This window comes from Thalassospira mesophila, from assembly GCF_002115755.1.
GTDB classification, from domain to species: domain Bacteria; phylum Pseudomonadota; class Alphaproteobacteria; order Rhodospirillales; family Thalassospiraceae; genus Thalassospira; species Thalassospira mesophila.
This window is the reverse complement of record NZ_JFKA01000020.1, coordinates 1-18,200: the sequence shown is the minus strand read 5'-3', so window position 1 is coordinate 18,200 and position 18,200 is coordinate 1. Positions and strand designations below refer to the sequence as shown.

The window sequence follows — 18,200 nt, the reverse complement described above, 5'->3', positions numbered from 1 at the left end:
CCTTTCGGATGATTTTTCATCCCAACAGGCAATCGTGGTGAGGCGACAATGATCGGCGACTACACATACACCGAATTTACATCCATTCTGGCCATGCAGGGTTTTGCCGGGCTGACACTTTTCTCGGTCTTCGTTTTGATGGCGCTGGGGCTGGCGATCATTTTCGGCCAAATGGGCGTCATCAATATGGCCCACGGCGAATTTATGATCCTTGGCGCCTACATGACCTATCTCTGTTCGCAATTCTTCAGCGTATATTTGCCGTCGCTGTTTTCGATCTATTTTTTCTTCGCAATGATCCTGGCCTTTGCCGCGTCGTTCCTGTTGGGAATGCTGGTTGAATGGGGATTGATCCGGTTTTTGTATCGCCGCCCGCTCGATACCCTTCTGGCAACCTGGGGATTATCGCTGATCTTGCAGCAGGCCTATCGGTCGATTTTCGGGGCGCGTGAAGTTGGCGTTACCCTGCCCGACTGGCTGATGGGGTCCATCGCCCTGACCGACATCATCGAAATTCCGATCAATGGCCTGTTTGTGATGGGGCTAACAGCCCTGATCACGCTGGGTGTCTATTTCGGCATGTTCCGGTCGAACTGGGGCAAACGCATGCGGGCGGTTGTACAAAACCGCACCATGGCCGGGGCTGTTGGCATCAACACCAAAATGGTTGACCGCATGACCTTTGGCCTTGGTTGCGGCATTGCCGGCATTGCCGGGTCGGCCTTTACCATGATTGGCTCCACCGGGCCAACCGCCGGGCAGCTTTATATCGTTGATACCTTCCTGATCGTTGTTTTCGGCGGGGCTGGCAGCCTGATCGGCACCATTGCATCGGCCTTCTCGATCTCGCAGGCACAATCAACCATCGAATTTTTCCTGAGCGGATCAATGGCCAAGGTTCTGACCTTGCTCACCGTTGTCGGGATTTTGATGCTGCGTCCACAGGGCCTGTTCACCCTTAAGATCCGTCGTTGAGGAGGATGAAACCATGTCTCCTGCACTGTTCCTGTTTCGCAAGCGTGAATGGATTTATTTTGCCATTCTGGCCTTCGTCCTTGTCATCGTTTTCCCGTCACTATTCGATAATTTCCGCCTCAATCTGATTGGCAAATATCTGACCTACAGCTTTGTCGCCCTGGGTCTGGTACTGTGCTGGGGATATGGCGGCATCCTTAGCCTGGGTCAGGGAATTTTCTTTGGCCTGGGCGGGTATTGCATGGCGATGTTTTTAAAACTTGAAGCCTCAACCCCCGAGGCAACTGCCATCCAGTCCACGCCGGGTATTCCCGATTTCATGGACTGGAACCAGATAACGTCGCTGCCTTTCTGGTGGGAGCCGTTCCATTCCTTTACCTTTACCCTGTTTGCCACCATTGCCGTTCCGGTTGCTTTGGCCTTTATCATCAGTGTCGCTATGTTCAAGCGCCGGGTTGGCGGGGTTTATTTTGCCATCATCACGCAGGCCATCGCTGCCATCCTGACCATTCTGATCATTGGGCAGCAGGGTTACACCGGCGGGGTTAATGGCATCACCGATTTACGGACCCTTCTGGGCTGGGATATCCGCAGCGACAATGCCAGATACGTTTTCTATTTTATCTGCGTCGCCTTGTTGCTGGTGTCCCTGATTGTGGCGCAATTTATCCGAATTTCAAAGTTCGGGCGTTTGTTAATCGCCATGCGCGACAAGGAAGACCGGGTGCGGTTTTCGGGCTATGACGTTGCCAATTTCAAGATTTTCATCTTTTGCCTGGCCGCCGCCCTTTCGGCCATTGGCGGGGCGATGTTTACCCTTCAGGTCGGCTTCATGTCGCCGTCCTTTGTTGGCATCGTGCCGTCAATCGAAATGGTGATTTTCTGCGCGGTTGGCGGTCGCCTGTCGATTTTTGGGGCGATTTACGGGGCTTTGCTGGTTAATGCGGCAAAAACCTCGCTGTCAGAAACCTTTCCCGAACTGTGGCTGTTTGCCATGGGCGGCCTGTTTATCGCCGTTGTGATGGTGTTCCCCGAAGGTGTCGCCGGATTATACCGCCAGCATATCGAACCGTTGATCGTGCGGGGCACGTCGCTGCTGCGGATTGGCAAGGTTCGCAAACCCCGCCCGGCTGCGGAATAAAGGAAGATCATCATGGATGTTGAACAACCCAAAGAATTCCTTTTGAGCATCGAGGGACTAAGCGTTTCGTTTGACGGTTTCAAGGCGGTTAACGACCTGTCCCTTTATGTCGAGGAAAACGAGATCCGCGTCATTATTGGCCCGAACGGGGCGGGCAAAACCACGGTACTGGATTTGATTTGTGGTCGCACACGGGCCACCGAAGGATCGATCCGGTTTCGCGGAAAAGAACTGACCAAACTGCGCGAGCATGAAATTGTTCATGCCGGTGTCGGGCGTAAATTTCAAAACCCGTCAATTTATGAAGATTTGACGGTATTTGAAAACCTGGAGCTGTCCTTTCCGCGCGGGCGTAGCGTGCTGGGCGCGCTGACCTTTCGCCGCGATGCCGAGGTGATTAACCGGGTCGAGGAAATTGCCGAGATGATTTTCCTTAAAGATCATCTTGAAACCGATGCCGCAATTCTCAGCCACGGCCAAAAGCAATGGCTTGAAATCGGCATGCTGTTAATTCAAAGCCCGGAACTTTTGATGCTTGATGAACCTGTTGCCGGAATGAGCGTTTCCGAACGCCTGAAAACCGCCGAGCTTTTAAACACCATCATTAAAAAACATTCCGTCATCGTCATCGAACACGACATGAAATTCGTCGAGGACATCGCCCACCGGGTGACGGTTCTGCATCAGGGCAAGGTTCTTTCCGAAGGTTCGATGGAGCGGGTCCAGAGCGACCCGAAAGTCATCGAAGTCTATCTCGGTCATTAGGAGGGACTGTTATGTTATCGATAGATAAACTTCACGTCGCCTATGGTCAGAGCAAGGTCATCAATAATTTGTGCCTTGATGTCAAACCGGGCGAAATTGTTGCCATCATGGGCCGCAACGGCATGGGTAAAACCACGCTGATGAAATCGCTGATCGGTATCATTCCATCGCGCAGCGGCTCGATCAAAATCGGCGAGACACCGCCTGAAAGCCTGGAAAACCTCGAAAGTTATCAGCGCGTGGCCAAAGGGCTGGCTTATGTCCCGCAGGGCCGTATGATTTTTCCGGCTTTAAGTGTGCGTGAAAACATCGAAACCGGCTTAACAGTAACCGGACAAACAACTGTCCCGCCCCTCATCTATGAACTGTTTCCGGTTCTTTTGGAAATGAAAGACCGGCGTGGCGGCAACCTGTCGGGCGGGCAACAACAACAGCTTGCCATTGCCCGGGCGCTGGCCTCCAACCCCAAAGTCCTGCTTCTTGATGAACCCACCGAAGGCATTCAGCCCTCCATCATCAAGGAAATCGCCCGAACCCTTTGCCGCATCCGCGACGAAATGGGCCTGTCGATTGTTGTCTCGGAACAGGTTCTGAGCTTCACGCTCGACATGGCTGATCGTGTGCTGGTGATCGAAAAGGGCGAATTTGTTCACGATAGCCCGCGTGCGGGTATCGATGAAAAGAAAGTCTCGGCATTCCTGTCGGTTTAACCGGGACAGCTACAAAACCACATTCCATATCAGGGAGTTTTATTATGGTTGATACGCTTATCAAGGTAGATCTTTCAGAATCCCCTTACACCAATGAAAAGATCCATAACCGCTGGCACCCCGACATTCCGATGGCGTGCTGGGTTGAACCAGGCGACGATTTTCGCGTCGAAACCTATGACTGGACCGGCGGGCAGATCAAGAATGACAACGACGCCGCCGATGTCCGCGATGTAGACCTCAAACAGGTTCACTTCCTCTCAGGTCCCATCGGGGTCAAAGGTGCACAGCCCGGCGATTTGCTTGAAGTCGAAATTCTCGATATCGGCACGTTCGATAACAGCCTGTGGGGTTTTAACGGCTTTTTCTCCAAGCAAAATGGCGGCGGCTTCCTGACTGAACATTTCCCCGAAGCCCAGAAATCGATCTGGGATTTTCACGGCATGTTCACCAGTTCGCGCCATGTTCCCGGCGTTAAATATGCCGGATTGATCCATCCGGGTCTGATCGGGTGCCTGCCCGACCACAAGATGCTTGATATGTGGAACACACGCGAAAAGGCACTGGTCAGTACGGACCCGGATCGCATCCCGGAACTGGCAGCCCTGCCCGATGGCGGGCCATCCGCCCATATGGGCAGCCTGAAAGGCGATGCCCGCGACAAGGCCGCGGCGAACGGTGCCCGTACCGTACCGCCGCGCGAACATGGGGGTAACTGCGACATCAAGGACCTGTCGCGCGGGGCGAAAGTTTATTTCCCCGTTTATATCGATGGCGCGGGTCTTTCGATGGGTGATCTTCACTTTAGCCAGGGCGATGGCGAAATCACCTTTTGCGGTGCCATTGAAATGGCAGGCTGGCTACATATCAAGGTGTCATTGCTTAAAGACGGGATGCAAAAATACGGGGTTAAAAACCCGATTTTCAAACCCTCGCCGATTGTTCCAAAATATGACGACTATTTGATTTTCGAGGGCATTTCCGTCGATGAACAAGGCACGCAGCATTATCTTGATGTGCATATTGCCTATCGTCAGGCCTGCCTGAATGCGATCGAATATCTCAAAAAATTCGGATATACCGGCGCACAGGCTTACGCCATTCTCGGTACCGCCCCGGTGCAAGGACATATTTCAGGTGTGGTCGATATTCCCAATGCCTGTGCAACGCTGTGGCTGCCAACCGACATTTTCGAATTCGACATCATGCCCGGCGCAGACGGGCCGACCAAATACCTTGATGGCAAAATCGATGTGCCACTGGCCCCTGACCTGTAAGGCCATTGGCCACATCCATTATTGAACCTTGTTCAAGGAAATATGCCATGCCTTATTACGATTATGAATGCACATCCTGTGGGCCGTTTACAGAAGTACGGCCGATGGCGCAATCTGCTGCACCGTGCACCTGCCCCGATTGCGGGCAAATGGCGGCACGCGCCATCCTGACTGTGCCCAACTATGCCATGATGGATGCCGGAAAACGGTTTGCATCCTCCACCAATGAACGTGCATCCCATGAACCCAAAAGCACCCAAAAGCATGGTCACGGCCCGGGATGTTCATGTTGTAGCGGCGGCAATAAAAAATCCAGGGCCATCTATCGACCTGATGGCAGCAAGGTTTTCCCTTCTGCCCGCCCCTGGATGATCAGCCACTAACGTTTGCAGCAACTATCGCAAAGTCCGGAAGGGTGCATCGTGGCATCCCTTCCGGAGTTTCTTTTCGTGACGGTTAATTTGCACCATCCGGGCTGCGCGAAAAATGCCCCTTAAAACGGTGCAGTTTTGGTGCCAATAGCGCCTATTTTGGCACGCTCGCACTTTCGCCAATGTCCCAGAATACGCCCGCCATAATTTGCAAGGCCTCCCGGCTTAACCCCTTTAGAATATGTTCATTGGGGGCGTGCTGCGAACAGGCTGCATAGGAATGCGGTATCCACACCGTTGGCATGCCAAGGATATAGGCAAATGTTTCATTAGGCAGCGATCCGCCAAGATTGGGGAGAATGGCCGGTGATTTGCCCGTCGTGCGCACGATCGATTCCCGTGTCCAGGATACCCACGGATGATCCGGGTCAAGACGGGTGGCCTTAAAGAACCCCTTCTCGGCTGGAATGATTTCGATATCGGTAAAGCCGCGGCTGTCAAGATGACGGCGCAGGGCGGGAAGAATATCATCGGGGTCTGTGCCAACAACATAGCGCAACTGGCAATGCGCAATCGACCACGGGGCAATGGCATTAACCGGCTTTTCAGGATTACCGCTTTTCATCGCCAGAATGGCAAAGCTGTTCCAGCCAAAAACCTTTTCAGCAAGGCTGAGGCTTTCTTCACCCCAGTCGGGGTCAATTTTTGGGCCGGTGGCATTTTCGGTAATGGCGCAATCTTCCAGTGCCTTGCGCACCGGGGCGCTCAGGCTGTCGGGGCGCCATTCGGGGATTTGAATTTGCCCGCGCACGTCAGTAATTGTCGCCAGCGCGTGCGATAAAACCATGCCGGGATCTTTTAACAAACCACCCCAATTGCCCGAATGATGGCCACCGTCGCGATATTTCAGCGACAGGGCAAAATTAATCGCCCCGCGCGACCCCATAAACATGGTCGGACGATCGGCACTCAGGCGAGGGCCGTCCGATGCAATTAAAACATCGGCAGCAAACAGTGCCTTGTTTTGTTCAAACAGTTCGGCCAGCCCTGGTGACCCGGTTTCTTCACCGCTTTCAATGATCACTTTGCAGTTAAAACCCAGCTTGCCCCGTTCCTGAATAACGGCGCGCAAGGCCGCAAGGTTGATGCAATGTTGCCCCTTGTTATCGGCGGTTCCACGGCCATAAATACGGTCGTCTTCCACCGTGATTTTAAAGGGCGCCAGGCCTTCACGCCATTCACCTTCCTGTCCCAAAATCACATCGCCATGACCATAGGTCAGAATAGTTGGTAAATCATCGCCTTCGTGGCGCTCAGCCAACAAAAACGGGCCAAAACCGGTTTTAGGGTTTTCGATGACACGGGTGGCAAATTCCATCGCGCGGAGCATCGGGATCATCTGTTCATCAAGATAGCGCTGCAATTCGTTCGCACGCGCCGGGTTCTGGCTTTCACTGGGAATTTCGACAAGGGCGGTCAGTTCCCGAAGGAAGTCGCCATCATCAAAATAACGAGAGATACGGTCGATTACCTGTTCGCGGGTGGTCATGGTCACTATTTCCTTTTTTAACTTTATGCTTTTTCCGCCACCGCATCGCCCCACGGCGACATGATTTCGGTCGCGCCGTAATTAACGTTCCCGGCCCGCTCCACCCCGGCAGGGCAGGCAAAGGCATAGGGGAACATTGTGCGTCGCGTTGTTATGGTCGGGTACTTCTGTTGCAATCCGGCAAGGATTTCGTCTGGCAGGCTTTGATCGGCAATGACGGTATCGCCGCCACTGCTGTCAACACGTTGCTGATGGATCGCGTCTTCCAGGCTCATGCCGAAATCGGTCATGAACGATGTCAGTTGCAATATCGCCGGTAAAATCTTGCGCCCGCCCGATGCCCCAATGGCAAAACGGCGGCCATTAACCTCGCCCAGTGCCGGGCACACATTCATCAGGCACCGTTTTGCCGGGGCCAGCGAGTTGGGTTTATTTTTTTCCGGGTCAAACCATAGGATGCCGTTATTCATCAAAAGCCCGCTGCCCGGCAGCACAACCTTGGAGCCAAAGATAGACAGCAAGGTTTGGGTAACCGCCACCATGTTTCCATGCCGGTCCACTACACTGAAATGCGTGGTGCAGGTTGGTGCACGGTCATCGTTGATATCGCCCATTTCACGCAGGCGCCGATGATAGGTTTTACGTAAAGCATCGACATAGGCGATATAGGCCTGCGCACCCGGCTTATCGCCCGAAAATGTTTGTTGGCCCAAAATATCAAGGCATTCGGCCAGGTTTTCACCCGCAGTTAACTGCGCAGGCGCAAACACCTTGCCCCCGCGATAGTCAATTTCAAGCGGTGCCTGAATTTCAGCACGGTAATCGCGCAAATCCTGCGCAGTCAGGCAGCCACCGGCATCCTGAACCTCAGAAGCAATCTGATCGGCAAGGTCGCCTTCGTAAAACGCGCGGGGTCCGCTTTCCGCCAGCCGCCGCAAGGTGCCCGCCATCGCCGACATATCAATGCGCTTGTCCGAAAGGGCCGTCCAACCCGCAATTGTCGGCCATTGGCCGTTTTCAAGATAGGTGGCTGCTGCGGCCGGGTTTTTTGCCAGATCGCGTGTGCTCGAGGCGATAATCAGGGCGGCATACCAGTCGACATGCAAGCCTTCATCGGCAAATTTCACCGCCGGGGTTACCAGATCGCGCCAGGGAAGGTTGCCAAATTTATCGTGTGCCGCCTCCATCCCGGCGACAGTGCCTGGCACCGCGATCGAGGTCGCGCCGATCTGATTGCGGTCATCAACAACATGCGGCCACGGGAACAAGTCCCCCGCCCGTCCCTGCCCTGACAGCGGATAATCATCGGGGTTAAGGTTTGCTGGCGCGCGCATCCCGAAATAGACCGTGTAGGCGCGGTCTTCATCGGCGCGGTAAATCATCATGGTGCCGCCACCTGCCGGGCCGCTCATCCAGGGTTCAAGAACCCCCATGGCAAAGGATGTGGCAACAGCCGCATCAACCGCGTCCCCGCCCTCGGCAAGGATCGCGGCACCGGCAGCGGCACCGCGTTTGTGCTGGGCCGCAACGATCCCGCCATTGGCACTTTTGGTCGCGGGTTTTCGAATAATCTGGGAATTGGAAAAACTGTCCATTATCTATGCTTCTCGTTGCGCCGGATCAGGAGGACACGGTAGTGCCGTGTTCTAGGCATCGGCATAAAGGTGGCATTCGACGCGGCGATGTTCTTCGCGCAAACAGGGGGGTGCCGTTGTCGAACAAATGTCCATCGCCTTTGCGCAGCGCGGGTGAAAATGGCAGCCGCTGGGCGGGTCAATTGGATTAGGATAAACCGCGCCCAGATGGGTTTCAGGAACCCCCAAAAACGGGTCGGGTGTCAGCACCGATTCCAGCAAGGCCGCACTATAGGGATGGCGCGGTTCGGCAAATAAAGGTGCGGCAGCCGATTCCTCGACCACACGGCCCAGATACATCACCGCAACCCGGGTTGCCAGATGTTCAATCACCGCAAGGTTATGACTGATGAACAAATAAGTCAGGCCAAGTTCGTTGCGCAGATCAACCAGAAGGTTAAGGATTTGCGATTGCACCGACACATCAAGTGCAGAGGTTGGTTCGTCGCAAATAACAATTTCCGGCTTCATGATCAGGGCACGTGCAATGGCCACGCGTTGACGCTGCCCCCCCGAAAGCTGATTGGGAAAACTGCGCAAAACCCGTTTGGGCAGACCAACGAAGTCAAGGATATCGGTGGTTTTCTTGTCCCATTCGCGGGCATCGCCAATCTTGTGAACGCGGAGCGGCAGGGAAATGATATCGGCAATGCTTTTACGCGGGTTCAGCGAGGAATAGGGGTCCTGAAAAATCGGCTGGATCCGCCGTGCCAGATAAGATCGGTCCTGCGTCCCGATATCTTCGCCATCGACCAGAACCTGACCCGCCGTCGGTTTTTCCAGACCAAGAAGAATACGCGCGAGCGTACTTTTGCCGCAGCCAGATTCCCCAACAAGGCCAAGCACCTCGCCCTTGTTGAGGCGCAAGTCAACTTCATCGACCGCCTTAAGCGGCTTGCGTTTGCCAAACATGCCCTGCTTGATCGAGAAGGTTTTTGAAACATTTTTCAGTTCAAGAACAGGTGTTTCATAAGAGGAGGTCATGGGCGGCCCTCGCTTTGGCTGGCGGTGTTGAAGCCACCAGATGCCTTCGGTGGCATTTGGCTGTTATCATGCACACACCGGTAAAGGTGGCCCTCGGCACCGGCACGTTCGGGAATGTCATGCGCGCAGGCATCAACAGCAACATCGCACCGCCCGCGAAAGGCACATCCCTGTGTTTTACCAATCAACGAGGGAACAATGCCCGGGATTGATCCCAAATGTTCGCCGGGTTTGGTTTTGCCCGGCACGGGAATACAGCGTAACAAACCTCGGGTATAGGGATGCTGCGGGGCGGTGAAAACATCCTTTGAACGGCCAGATTCAACCACCTCGCCTGCATACATGATCGCCACCTTGTCGGCGACACGTGCAACCACGCCAAGATCATGGGTGATCAAAATCATCGCCATGTTCATTTCGCGCTGCAAATCAACCAGCAACCGCAAAATTTGGGCCTGGATCGTCACATCAAGGGCCGTTGTCGGCTCGTCAGCAATGATCAAATCAGGTTCCGCCATCAAGGCCATCGCGATCATCACGCGCTGGCGCAGCCCGCCCGATAATTGATGGGGATATTGCCCCAACCGACTGGCCGCCGCCGTAATGCCAACTTTTTCCAGCAGTTCAATGGCACGGGCAGTTGCCGCCTTGCGCCCGACCTTGCGATGAAGCAACAAGGCCTCGGTCAACTGGTCGCCAATCGTGTAGGCCGGGTTAAGCGAGGTCATCGGTTCCTGAAAGATCATTGAAATCCGGTCACCCCGCAGGCTGCGCATCTGTCTGTTTTTTGCAACAGACAGATCGATACCAGCGAATTCAAGTTTTTTTGAATGTCGTTGGGCCATTTTGGGCAAAAGCCCCATAATCGCCAGCGATGTCAGCGACTTGCCACTACCAGATTCCCCGACGATACACAGGGTTTCGCCGCGTGCGAGATCAAAGTTGAGGCCGCGCACGGCGTGAAGTGTTCCGCCGGCCAGCGGAATATCAACCCTGAGATCGCGTACAGAGAGAATGTTATCCATGGGTTCTCTCCTTTCCTTAATTTCGGTTTTCCGGGGCGGACACATCGCGCAGGCCATCGCCCAGCAAATTGATCACCAGCACAAGTACAAACAACGCAATCCCCGGAATGGTAATCAGCCATGGTTCGAACAACAGCATCTGTTTGCCTTCTGCCACCATCAAACCCCATGACGGGGTTGGCGGCTGCACACCAAGGCCAAGAAACGACAGGGCCGCTTCAAGCAAAATGGCATGCGCCATTTCCAGCGTCACAACCACGATCAGGTTGTTAACGATGTTAGGCATGATTTCGCTAAAGATGATGCGCGGAGTTGAACACCCGATCGCTCGCGCCGCGTTGACATATTCCATCGAACGCAATTGCTGGGTTGACGAGCGCATCACGACAGCAAACCGGTCCCATAAAAGAAACCCCAGCACCAGAATAACGACCTGAAGCGAGCCGCCAAAAACGGCGACCACTGCCAAGGCAACCAGAACCACCGGCATGGCAAGCCGCACATTGATGATAAAGGTGACGACGGTATCAACCTTGCCGCCAAAATAACCTGCGGCCACCCCCATCAGCGTGCCAATCAACCCGGAAATCAGGGCTGCGACCCCGCCAATCAAAAGCGAGATGCGGGCACCATAAATCAGACGCGACATATAATCGCGCCCAAGGTGGTCGGTGCCCAGCGGGTGGTCCCATGTCCCCTTGTCAAACCAGACAGGGGGCTGCATGCGCGCCAGCAAGTTTTGGGCGTATGGATCATGCGGGGCCAGGACGGGTGCCAGCACGGCAATAATACAAATTGCCGCCAGAACCACACCGCCGAACATCAGCCCGCGATGACCAAAGACGCGGCTGCGCAAAACTTGCCCGGGCGTCGGCCCGCTTAGGGCCGCTTCGACAGTTTCAATTGTTTTTGCCATGTCAGCCCACCCTCATACGCGGGTCAAGCCACGCATTTAGCAAATCGGAAAGGAAGGTAAAAACGATATAGAATAGTGCGAAAATCAGGATAAGGGCCTGCACTGTCGGTAAATCGTTGCGTCCGATTGATTCCCACGCCAGATACCCGGCGCCGTGCAAGGCAAAGATCGATTCAACCACAATCGACCCGCCCAGCATAAACCCCATCTGCACCGCTGACAGGCTGACGACCGGGATGATCGCGTTGCGAAGCGCATGTTTAAACATCACCCGCATTTCGCTGGCACCCTTGGCGCGTGCGGTCCGAACATAGTCCGCACTTAAAACGTCCAGCATCCCGGCCCGTGTCAGGCGCATGATGGCGGGCATTGCGTAATAGCCCAGTACCACGGTTGGCATGATGAAATTCTTCCAGCTTTCTGTGCCCGAGGGCGGCAACAGCCGGAACTTGATACTGAAGATAACAACCAGAACCAGGCCAAACCAGAAACTGGGCATGGCCTGCCCCATAACCGAGATGAACAGTGCCATTCGGTCGATCATGCTGTTGGGACGGACGGCGGCGGCAACCCCTAAAGGCACAGCCGTCAGGATGGCAAAGGAAATGCCACAAATGCCAAGCGTCATCGTGATCGACAGCCTATCGCCAATCAGTTGGGCAACGGGCAGTTGAAAGTAATAACTTTCGCCAAAATCACCCCGAAGCGCACTAAAAAGCCAGTCAGCATATTGCACGATCAATGGCCGGTCGAACCCGTAAAAGGCACGAATAGCCGCAATGTCTGCATCGGTTGCGGATTCACCGGCAATTGCCGATGCCGGATCACCCGAAAGATGCAGCAAAGCAAAACTTAGCATCGAGACGGCAAGGGCGACCAATACAGCCAACCCCAGCCTTTTAAGTGTATAAATCAACACCGTCCGTTACCCCGTTTTCTGGTTACTGGAAGTTTATTTCCAGCTCATCTGGAAGAACCGCGGAATAGCGTCGGTTGTCGGCGTGTAATCCAGATCCTTGGTGAAAACGTAATTGGCATTATACGAGAACAACGGCACCCAATAAGCCTGATCGGCAATCTTTTTCAGGGCCTTGGCGTAATATTCCTTACGCTTTTCCGGATCAATCGAGCTATCGGCGACATCCAGCCATTTCTTGATTTCCTCATCCCGCGCGGTGTCGAGCGAGCCAAGTTTAAAGAACTGGCTAACAATCGCCGAGGCATCATTGATCGAGTACGACCCCCAGGTCTGAAAGGACATCGGCGTTCCCTGCTTCATACGCAATTCACGCAATGCAGAATATTGCAGAAGTTTGAAATTGGTCTTGATGCCAACCGCATTCAAATAGTTCGCAAGGGCTTCAGCATATGAACGATCGCGATAGGCATAGAAATCGATGGTAAAGCCGTCGGGATATCCGGCTTCCGCCAAAAGCTTTTTGGCCTTTTCAGGATTGTATTCGTATTTGGTGACATCCTGGGTGCAGCCGAACTGGGTCGGGAAGCAGGCCGCATTAACAACCTTGGACTTCCCCTTAAGCAACCCGTCAACAATGGCCTGACGGTCAATGGCATACGCCACGGCGCGGCGTACGCGCACATCCGTCATCGGGTTTTTTTCGCCCGTGCGGCCTGCGGCATCCATATCGATATAGCCAATCCGCATCGTGCTTTCATTGGCAACGGTGAACTGGTCCATTTCCTTTAGCTTCTCGGCCTGATCGGCAGGAACCTGCCAGATCCAGTCAAGCCCGCCGCTAAACAGTTCGGCGGCTTCGGTATTGATATCGGGGATGGTGCGAATATCAAGATGGCCGATCTTGGCCTGCCCCTTGGGGCTGTCCTTGAAATAACCATCAAATTTTTCAAGCACAAAATGCTTGCCCGGCTCGACCGAGACAACTTTATAAGGACCGGTACCAACAGGATGCTGCCCCATGCCACTTGGCCCGACCTTGGCATAATATTCATGCGGATAAATCGGAACCGGGCCGGAAAGATATTCAAATGCCGCCGGGAACGGGGCCTTTAGATGAAGGCGCACCTTGTAATCGCCCAGCTTTTCGGCACTTTTCATCCAGTCAACATTCCGCTGCGTCTTCACACCATGCGATGGATCGGCAACCCAGTTAACAGTGTAAACCACGTCGTCAGCGGTAAAGTCTGCGCCATTGTGAAACTTCACACCCTTGCGCAGATTAAGGTCAAGGGTAACATCGTCGACCCATTTCCAGTCGGTCGCCAGATTGCCCTTATATTCACCCGTAGCAGGGTCGCGATACATAAGGCTGTCCCAGACGGTACGCTGCATAATCACTCCTTCACGGGATGAATTGAAGTAACCGTCTACGTTTTCAAGTTCCTTGGTAAATGCGATGTTAAGCGTGTCGTCTGCTTTGCTGGCATAAGCAGAATTCGCGGCAGCCAGCATCGACAGGGCGAAAAGGCTCGCCCCTTTAAGAACCGTCTTCATGATGCCTCCATGACATATATGTTTTTTGGTGACGGCGTTGTTCGCCGAAACATTTTGTATTATATTGTAATACATATTACTGTATATCAATCAACGATAAGAAGCCTGCGTTTATGTGTCAAGCTTCCTGAACAAGTTTAACGGGAAGTCCGGGGGAAAATTCAAAATGACGGATCGCGTAAAACCGCGCCAAAACACACTTTATGTTTCATCTCTGGAAAAGGGATTACGCATTCTCGAGGTTTTTTCGGAAGACAAGCTGGAGCTTGGACTGACCGAAATTGCCCGCGAAACCGGGTTGGATAAAAGTGCAGCACAGCGTTTTGTGAATACGCTGCACCAATTGGGTTATCTTGATAAAAACGCCGAAACGCGCCGCTACCGGCCATCGCTTAAATATCTCGATATGGCCTATGCCTATTTATGGTCCGATAATCTGGTGCAGCTTGCCATGCCCCGCCTGATCGAGCTTAGCCGCCAGCTTCAGCAAACCATCAACATGGCGCGGCCGATCGAACAGGAAATTATGTATGTTGTGCGCATTCCAGGTTACCGCACAAGCTATGGCGCCTCGGTCATTGGCCGGCGTGTACCGGCCCTGACAGCGTCATCGGGCCGCGTAATCCTTAGCCGCCAGGACGATGCGACGATCCACAATTGCGTAAATGAATGGCCGCTTAAACGGTATACCCCGTGGACAACGATGGACCGTGGACAAATCCTTGAAAGCATCATGGTGGCCCGCGAAAAAGGGTATTGCATGAGCCTGCGCGAGGTCCTGCCCGACGAAATCAATATCGCCGCTCCGATCTGCACTCTGGATGGAACCCCGGTGGCCGCTATCCATTGCTCCTTGCCAATCATTCGCTGGACAATGGAACAGGCCGAACAAGAAATCGTTCCTCATATCGTCGAAACAGCACGCTCCATCTCGCCGCCACGATAATCTGACATAGCGCCCTAACAAGCATTGGGACCCAGAGCAAATTTTTGCAATACCTGCACCAAAGCAGACCTGTTTATGGTTGCATGGTGCTCAACTGGTTTCCGCGTGGTCACGTGTGACCATCGACCATCCGATGCGGACCTGATTCAACGTGCTGCCGTCCTGGCATCGTTGTTCGGCGGGTTTGTCAGAATCGCGCTCGTCATAAGATAAACCAGATGATCTGCCCGTGGCGCGAACGAGGGTTGATCGACCGCCCAACCCAGCGCTGTCATCAAAGCGAACAGGTCATCCCCATTCATATCAGCACGCGCCGTACCTTCGGCCTGAGCCCGAAGCAGCAATCGCGCGCTCGTTGAGTGCACCGCTGCGCAAGAAGCATAAAGCGCGGAGTCCGGGTTCGTGTGGGCTGCCGCCATCAGGGCGACAACGCCCCGGTAGCTTTGGGCGAATGTCACCCACTCGCGAAACCACGACACAAGCGCTTCACCCGGTAAATTTGATGTCTCCAACTCGTCGGCCTTCTGCGTCAGTGCGTCCAGATCCGTACACAGCAATGCTTCAAACAAAGCTTCTCGCGTCGGGAAATGGCGCAGAAGCGTCGCCAAGCCGACACCCGCGCGGCGGGCAATATCGCGCATGGACGCATTGGCACCGTGCTCTGTGACAACGTCACGCGCGACGGAAAGCAGGAGGGTGTAATTTTTTCTGGCGTCGGCTCGCATTGGTGCCTCTTAACAAATGGATCACTGGTCCATATATACGGATCAGTGATCCAAATAATGTTTATCAAAATTCGGATCACTGATCCACAAGATACAGCGCACTGTATCATTTAGAAAGTGCGAGCACCACCCAAGGCACGAGGAGACCGCACTTGAGTACGATCAGCATCATCGGAGCTGGCGGCATGGCCGCAGCGATTGGCGGCCTTGCCGCCAAGGCCGGATACACGGTCGAGGTGACAAGCCGCGACGCCATGAAGGCGCGAGCACTGACCGAAAAAATCGGAGCTGGTGCGACGACAGCGACGTTTGGCACCGCCCCGACCGGGGACATCGTCATCCTGGCGGTTCCTTACGCAGCCGTTCTCGACGTGGTGAAGCAGTATGGCCAAGCGCTGGCTGGCAAGCTCCTCGTCGATATCACCAACCCCGTCAATTCCGACTTCACAGGCTTCGTGACCCCGAAGGACAGTTTCGGCGCGCAGGAAATCGCCAAGGTCGCCCCGGCCGATGCGAATATCGTCAAAGCGTTCAACACCCAGTTCTCCCACGTCCTGGCGGCGGGGGCAGTCGAAGGCCAGCCGTTGGATGTGTTCCTCGCCGGAGACGATGCACAGGCGAAGGCGCGTGTCTCGGATTTCATCAAGAACCTCGGATTGCGCCCTATGGATGCCGGAAAGCTGTCCATGGCGCTGCCGCTCGAGCACGCCTGCCTGTTGTCGCTGGGGCTGCTCGCCCATTCCGTCCAACATACCAACTTCTCAATCGGCGTCAGCCTCCTTGGCTAAATACGCCCGCACCACGCCTTCTCACATCACATTACCCACCAGGAGCACTATCATGCACGTATTCGTCACAGGCGGAACCGGCCATTCCGGTCCCTATATTATTTCCGACCTCATTGCCGCGGGTCACGAGGTCACGGCACTTGCCCGGTCGGACAAGTCCGCAGCGGCGGTGTCTGCGCTTGGCGCCAAGGTGCGTCGCGGCGACCTAGATGATCTCGACGGGCTAAAAGCAGCGGCTGCGGATTCCGACGGTGTCATCCACGTCGCGCACAGGCAAGACCTGCTTCCCACCGGCGGCCTCGACGCGGTGGCTGCCGCGGAACAGACGATCATGCTCGCATACGGCGAGGCATTAAAGGGCACCGGAAAGCCGCTGGTCACGTCCGGGAGCATCGGCTCGCCGGGTTGGGAACATCTCGGTCGTCCGGCCACCGAAGAGGATCCCACCCTCTCTGGCGGCGATAAGTTCAAGGGCACCTTGCGCGTTCGGAACATCGTCGAAACGACTGTACTCGGTCTCGCCCGGCAAGGCGTGCGATCCTCGGTCGTGCGGATTCCGACCATCATGCACAGCACGACCGACAAGGCCGGCTTCCTGCCGATACTGATCGGACTTGCGAAGGAGAAGGGCGTCGTAGGCTATCCCGGTGACGGCCAGAACAACTGGTCGGCCGTGCACGCCCGCGACCTTGCCGCTGTGTTCCGTCTGGCACTGGAGAAGGGCGCTGCCGGCAAAAACTGGCACGCAGTTGCCGACGAGGCTATTGCATTCCGCGAGATCGCCGAGGCAATCGCCCGCCGCCTCAACCTGCCCGCCGTGCCGATTCCGGCCGACGAGCTGATGCTGCCGGGCTTTTTCGGGTTCCTCGCTAATCTGGTCAAGCTGGACGTCCCCGCGTCCAGCGCCATCACCCGCCAGACCCTCGGCTGGGAACCCGCTCAGCCGGGCCTGCTCGCCGATCTGGACAACGGTCATTATTTTCCTGCCAGCTAAGTTGAACCGCGGCAGCACGCCGCGTTGCAACGACCCCGGCTGACAGCAATGTTGCGTACGTCATGACAGGAATGGCGTACGCAACCCGACACACACAGAACGGGGATGCCCCGTTCGATGAGCCCACCAGCAATCTACACACGAGGAAACTGAACATGAGCACTATCAGCATTATCGGCGCTGGCGGCATGGCTGCCGCAATCGGCGGGCGAATCGCGAAAGCTGGACACACCGTCGAGGTCATTAGCCGCGATCCCGCCAAGGCGCAAGCACTGGCCGACAAGCTTTCAGCTGGAGCGACCACAGGAACGTACGGCGCGGTACCGACTGGCGAGATCGTCATCATCGCTGTGCCGTACTCCGGCGTGGCGGCGGTGGTGGCCGACTTCGGGGACGCACTTGATGGCAAGGTGATCATCGACATCGTAAACCCGGTCGCCCCCGACCTCTCGGGCCTCGTCACCCCCCACGGCAGTTCCAGCGCGCTGGAAACCGCCAAAGCCCTCCCCGCCGGGGCACATGTTGTAAAGGCTTTCAACACAATTTTCGGCCACGTTCTTGCCAAGGGTGAACGCCTTGACGCATTCATCGCAGCCGACGATGCAGAGGCCAAGGCACGCGTCTCGACATTTCTCGAGAGCCTCGATCTGCGCCCGCTTGATGTCGGCGGCCTGCCCATGGCTCAAACGCTTGAGGCGCTCGGCCTGATGCTCATCGGGCTGGCCAGGAACGGTGCTGGCACCTTCGACATCGCCATGAACGTCGATATCGGCTGAATTAGCAACACCATGTCTGTACCGGCAAGTACACAGCGTGTGCAACAAGGCCTGACATGCTTCGATGTAACATAAACGGAGGAACTCGATGAGCATCGAAGGGAACATTCAAATTGTGAAGGATTTCTTTGCTGCGTAAGCGCTGCGTGCA

18 protein-coding genes are annotated in these 18,200 nt (G+C 55.1%); 10 read left to right on the top strand and 8 right to left on the bottom strand.

From position 1 onward, the window contains the following. Positions 1-48: 48 nt before the first annotated feature. Genes urtB through TMES_RS21355 form a run of 6 tightly spaced genes read left to right on the top strand, consistent with a single transcriptional unit; the run spans position 49 to position 5,251 of the window. Entirely contained in the window at positions 49-975 is a 927-nt protein-coding gene (gene urtB, locus TMES_RS21380) for an urea ABC transporter permease subunit UrtB (RefSeq protein ID WP_085586423.1), read from the top strand. 13 nt (positions 976-988) lie between these two features. Then, positions 989-2,116 (top strand): urea ABC transporter permease subunit UrtC, encoded by a 1,128-nt coding sequence (gene urtC / locus TMES_RS21375; protein WP_085586421.1) that lies wholly within the window; start codon positions 989-991, stop codon positions 2,114-2,116. 12 nt (positions 2,117-2,128) lie between these two features. Next, positions 2,129-2,881, top strand: a complete 753-nt coding sequence (gene urtD, locus TMES_RS21370) for an urea ABC transporter ATP-binding protein UrtD (RefSeq protein WP_211275985.1) — start codon at positions 2,129-2,131, stop codon at positions 2,879-2,881. Positions 2,882-2,892: 11 nt separating this feature from the next. Next, positions 2,893-3,591, top strand: coding sequence for an urea ABC transporter ATP-binding subunit UrtE (gene urtE / locus TMES_RS21365; protein WP_085586417.1), 699 nt, complete (start codon positions 2,893-2,895; stop codon positions 3,589-3,591). 44 nt (positions 3,592-3,635) lie between these two features. Continuing rightward, positions 3,636-4,868, top strand: coding sequence for a formamidase (gene fmdA, locus TMES_RS21360; RefSeq protein ID WP_085586415.1), 1,233 nt, complete (start codon positions 3,636-3,638; stop codon positions 4,866-4,868). Positions 4,869-4,915: 47 nt separating this feature from the next. Continuing rightward, a complete protein-coding gene (locus tag TMES_RS21355) occupies positions 4,916-5,251 on the top strand; it encodes an FmdB family zinc ribbon protein (RefSeq protein ID WP_085586413.1) in 336 nt (111 codons plus the stop codon). A gap of 142 nt (positions 5,252-5,393) precedes the next feature. Here the strand turns inward: TMES_RS21355 and TMES_RS21350 are convergent, their stop codons facing one another. The 7 genes from TMES_RS21350 to TMES_RS21320 are packed head-to-tail and all read right to left on the bottom strand — an operon-like array spanning position 5,394 to position 13,820. Then, the gene (locus tag TMES_RS21350) at positions 5,394-6,788 is read right to left on the bottom strand and encodes a M20 family metallopeptidase (RefSeq protein ID WP_085586411.1); all 1,395 of its coding nucleotides are present in this window, start codon (positions 6,786-6,788) and stop codon (positions 5,394-5,396) included. Positions 6,789-6,811: 23 nt separating this feature from the next. Beyond that, positions 6,812-8,383 (bottom strand): gamma-glutamyltransferase, encoded by a 1,572-nt coding sequence (locus tag TMES_RS21345; protein WP_085586409.1) that lies wholly within the window; start codon positions 8,381-8,383, stop codon positions 6,812-6,814. A 51-nt stretch (positions 8,384-8,434) separates the two neighbouring features. Beyond that, complete coding sequence (locus tag TMES_RS21340) at positions 8,435-9,406, bottom strand: ABC transporter ATP-binding protein (protein WP_085586407.1); 972 nt, start codon at positions 9,404-9,406, stop codon at positions 8,435-8,437. Then, positions 9,403-10,431: an ABC transporter ATP-binding protein gene (locus TMES_RS21335; protein WP_085586405.1), complete on the bottom strand. Its 1,029-nt coding sequence runs from the start codon at positions 10,429-10,431 to the stop codon at positions 9,403-9,405. The genes TMES_RS21340 and TMES_RS21335 overlap by 4 nt, the downstream gene beginning before the upstream one ends. A gap of 16 nt (positions 10,432-10,447) precedes the next feature. Further along, on the bottom strand, positions 10,448-11,347 hold the full coding sequence (locus tag TMES_RS21330) for an ABC transporter permease (RefSeq protein ID WP_085586403.1): 900 nt from the start codon (positions 11,345-11,347) through the stop codon (positions 10,448-10,450). Position 11,348: 1 nt separating this feature from the next. Further along, positions 11,349-12,266 carry an ABC transporter permease gene (locus TMES_RS21325; RefSeq protein ID WP_085586401.1) on the bottom strand — a complete coding sequence of 306 codons (918 nt, stop codon included), beginning with the start codon at positions 12,264-12,266 and terminating at the stop codon, positions 11,349-11,351. A gap of 33 nt (positions 12,267-12,299) precedes the next feature. After that, entirely contained in the window at positions 12,300-13,820 is a 1,521-nt protein-coding gene (locus TMES_RS21320) for an ABC transporter substrate-binding protein (protein WP_085586462.1), read from the bottom strand. 166 nt (positions 13,821-13,986) lie between these two features. Here TMES_RS21320 and TMES_RS21315 point away from each other — a divergent pair, with 166 nt between their 5' ends. Continuing rightward, a complete protein-coding gene (locus TMES_RS21315) occupies positions 13,987-14,766 on the top strand; it encodes an IclR family transcriptional regulator (protein WP_085586399.1) in 780 nt (259 codons plus the stop codon). A gap of 146 nt (positions 14,767-14,912) precedes the next feature. Here TMES_RS21315 and TMES_RS21310 read toward each other — a convergent pair whose 3' ends face one another. Continuing rightward, positions 14,913-15,491: a TetR/AcrR family transcriptional regulator gene (locus TMES_RS21310; RefSeq protein WP_085586397.1), complete on the bottom strand. Its 579-nt coding sequence runs from the start codon at positions 15,489-15,491 to the stop codon at positions 14,913-14,915. 152 nt (positions 15,492-15,643) lie between these two features. Between TMES_RS21310 and TMES_RS21305 the strand changes: the two genes are divergently transcribed. From TMES_RS21305 to TMES_RS21295, 3 genes are all read left to right on the top strand, one after another. Further along, positions 15,644-16,279 carry an NADPH-dependent F420 reductase gene (locus TMES_RS21305; protein WP_085586395.1) on the top strand — a complete coding sequence of 212 codons (636 nt, stop codon included), beginning with the start codon at positions 15,644-15,646 and terminating at the stop codon, positions 16,277-16,279. Positions 16,280-16,331: 52 nt separating this feature from the next. Next, entirely contained in the window at positions 16,332-17,273 is a 942-nt protein-coding gene (locus TMES_RS21300; RefSeq protein WP_085586393.1) for an SDR family oxidoreductase, read from the top strand. Positions 17,274-17,428: 155 nt separating this feature from the next. Next, complete coding sequence (locus TMES_RS21295; protein ID WP_085586460.1) at positions 17,429-18,049, top strand: NADPH-dependent F420 reductase; 621 nt, start codon at positions 17,429-17,431, stop codon at positions 18,047-18,049. Positions 18,050-18,200 lie beyond the last annotated feature (151 nt).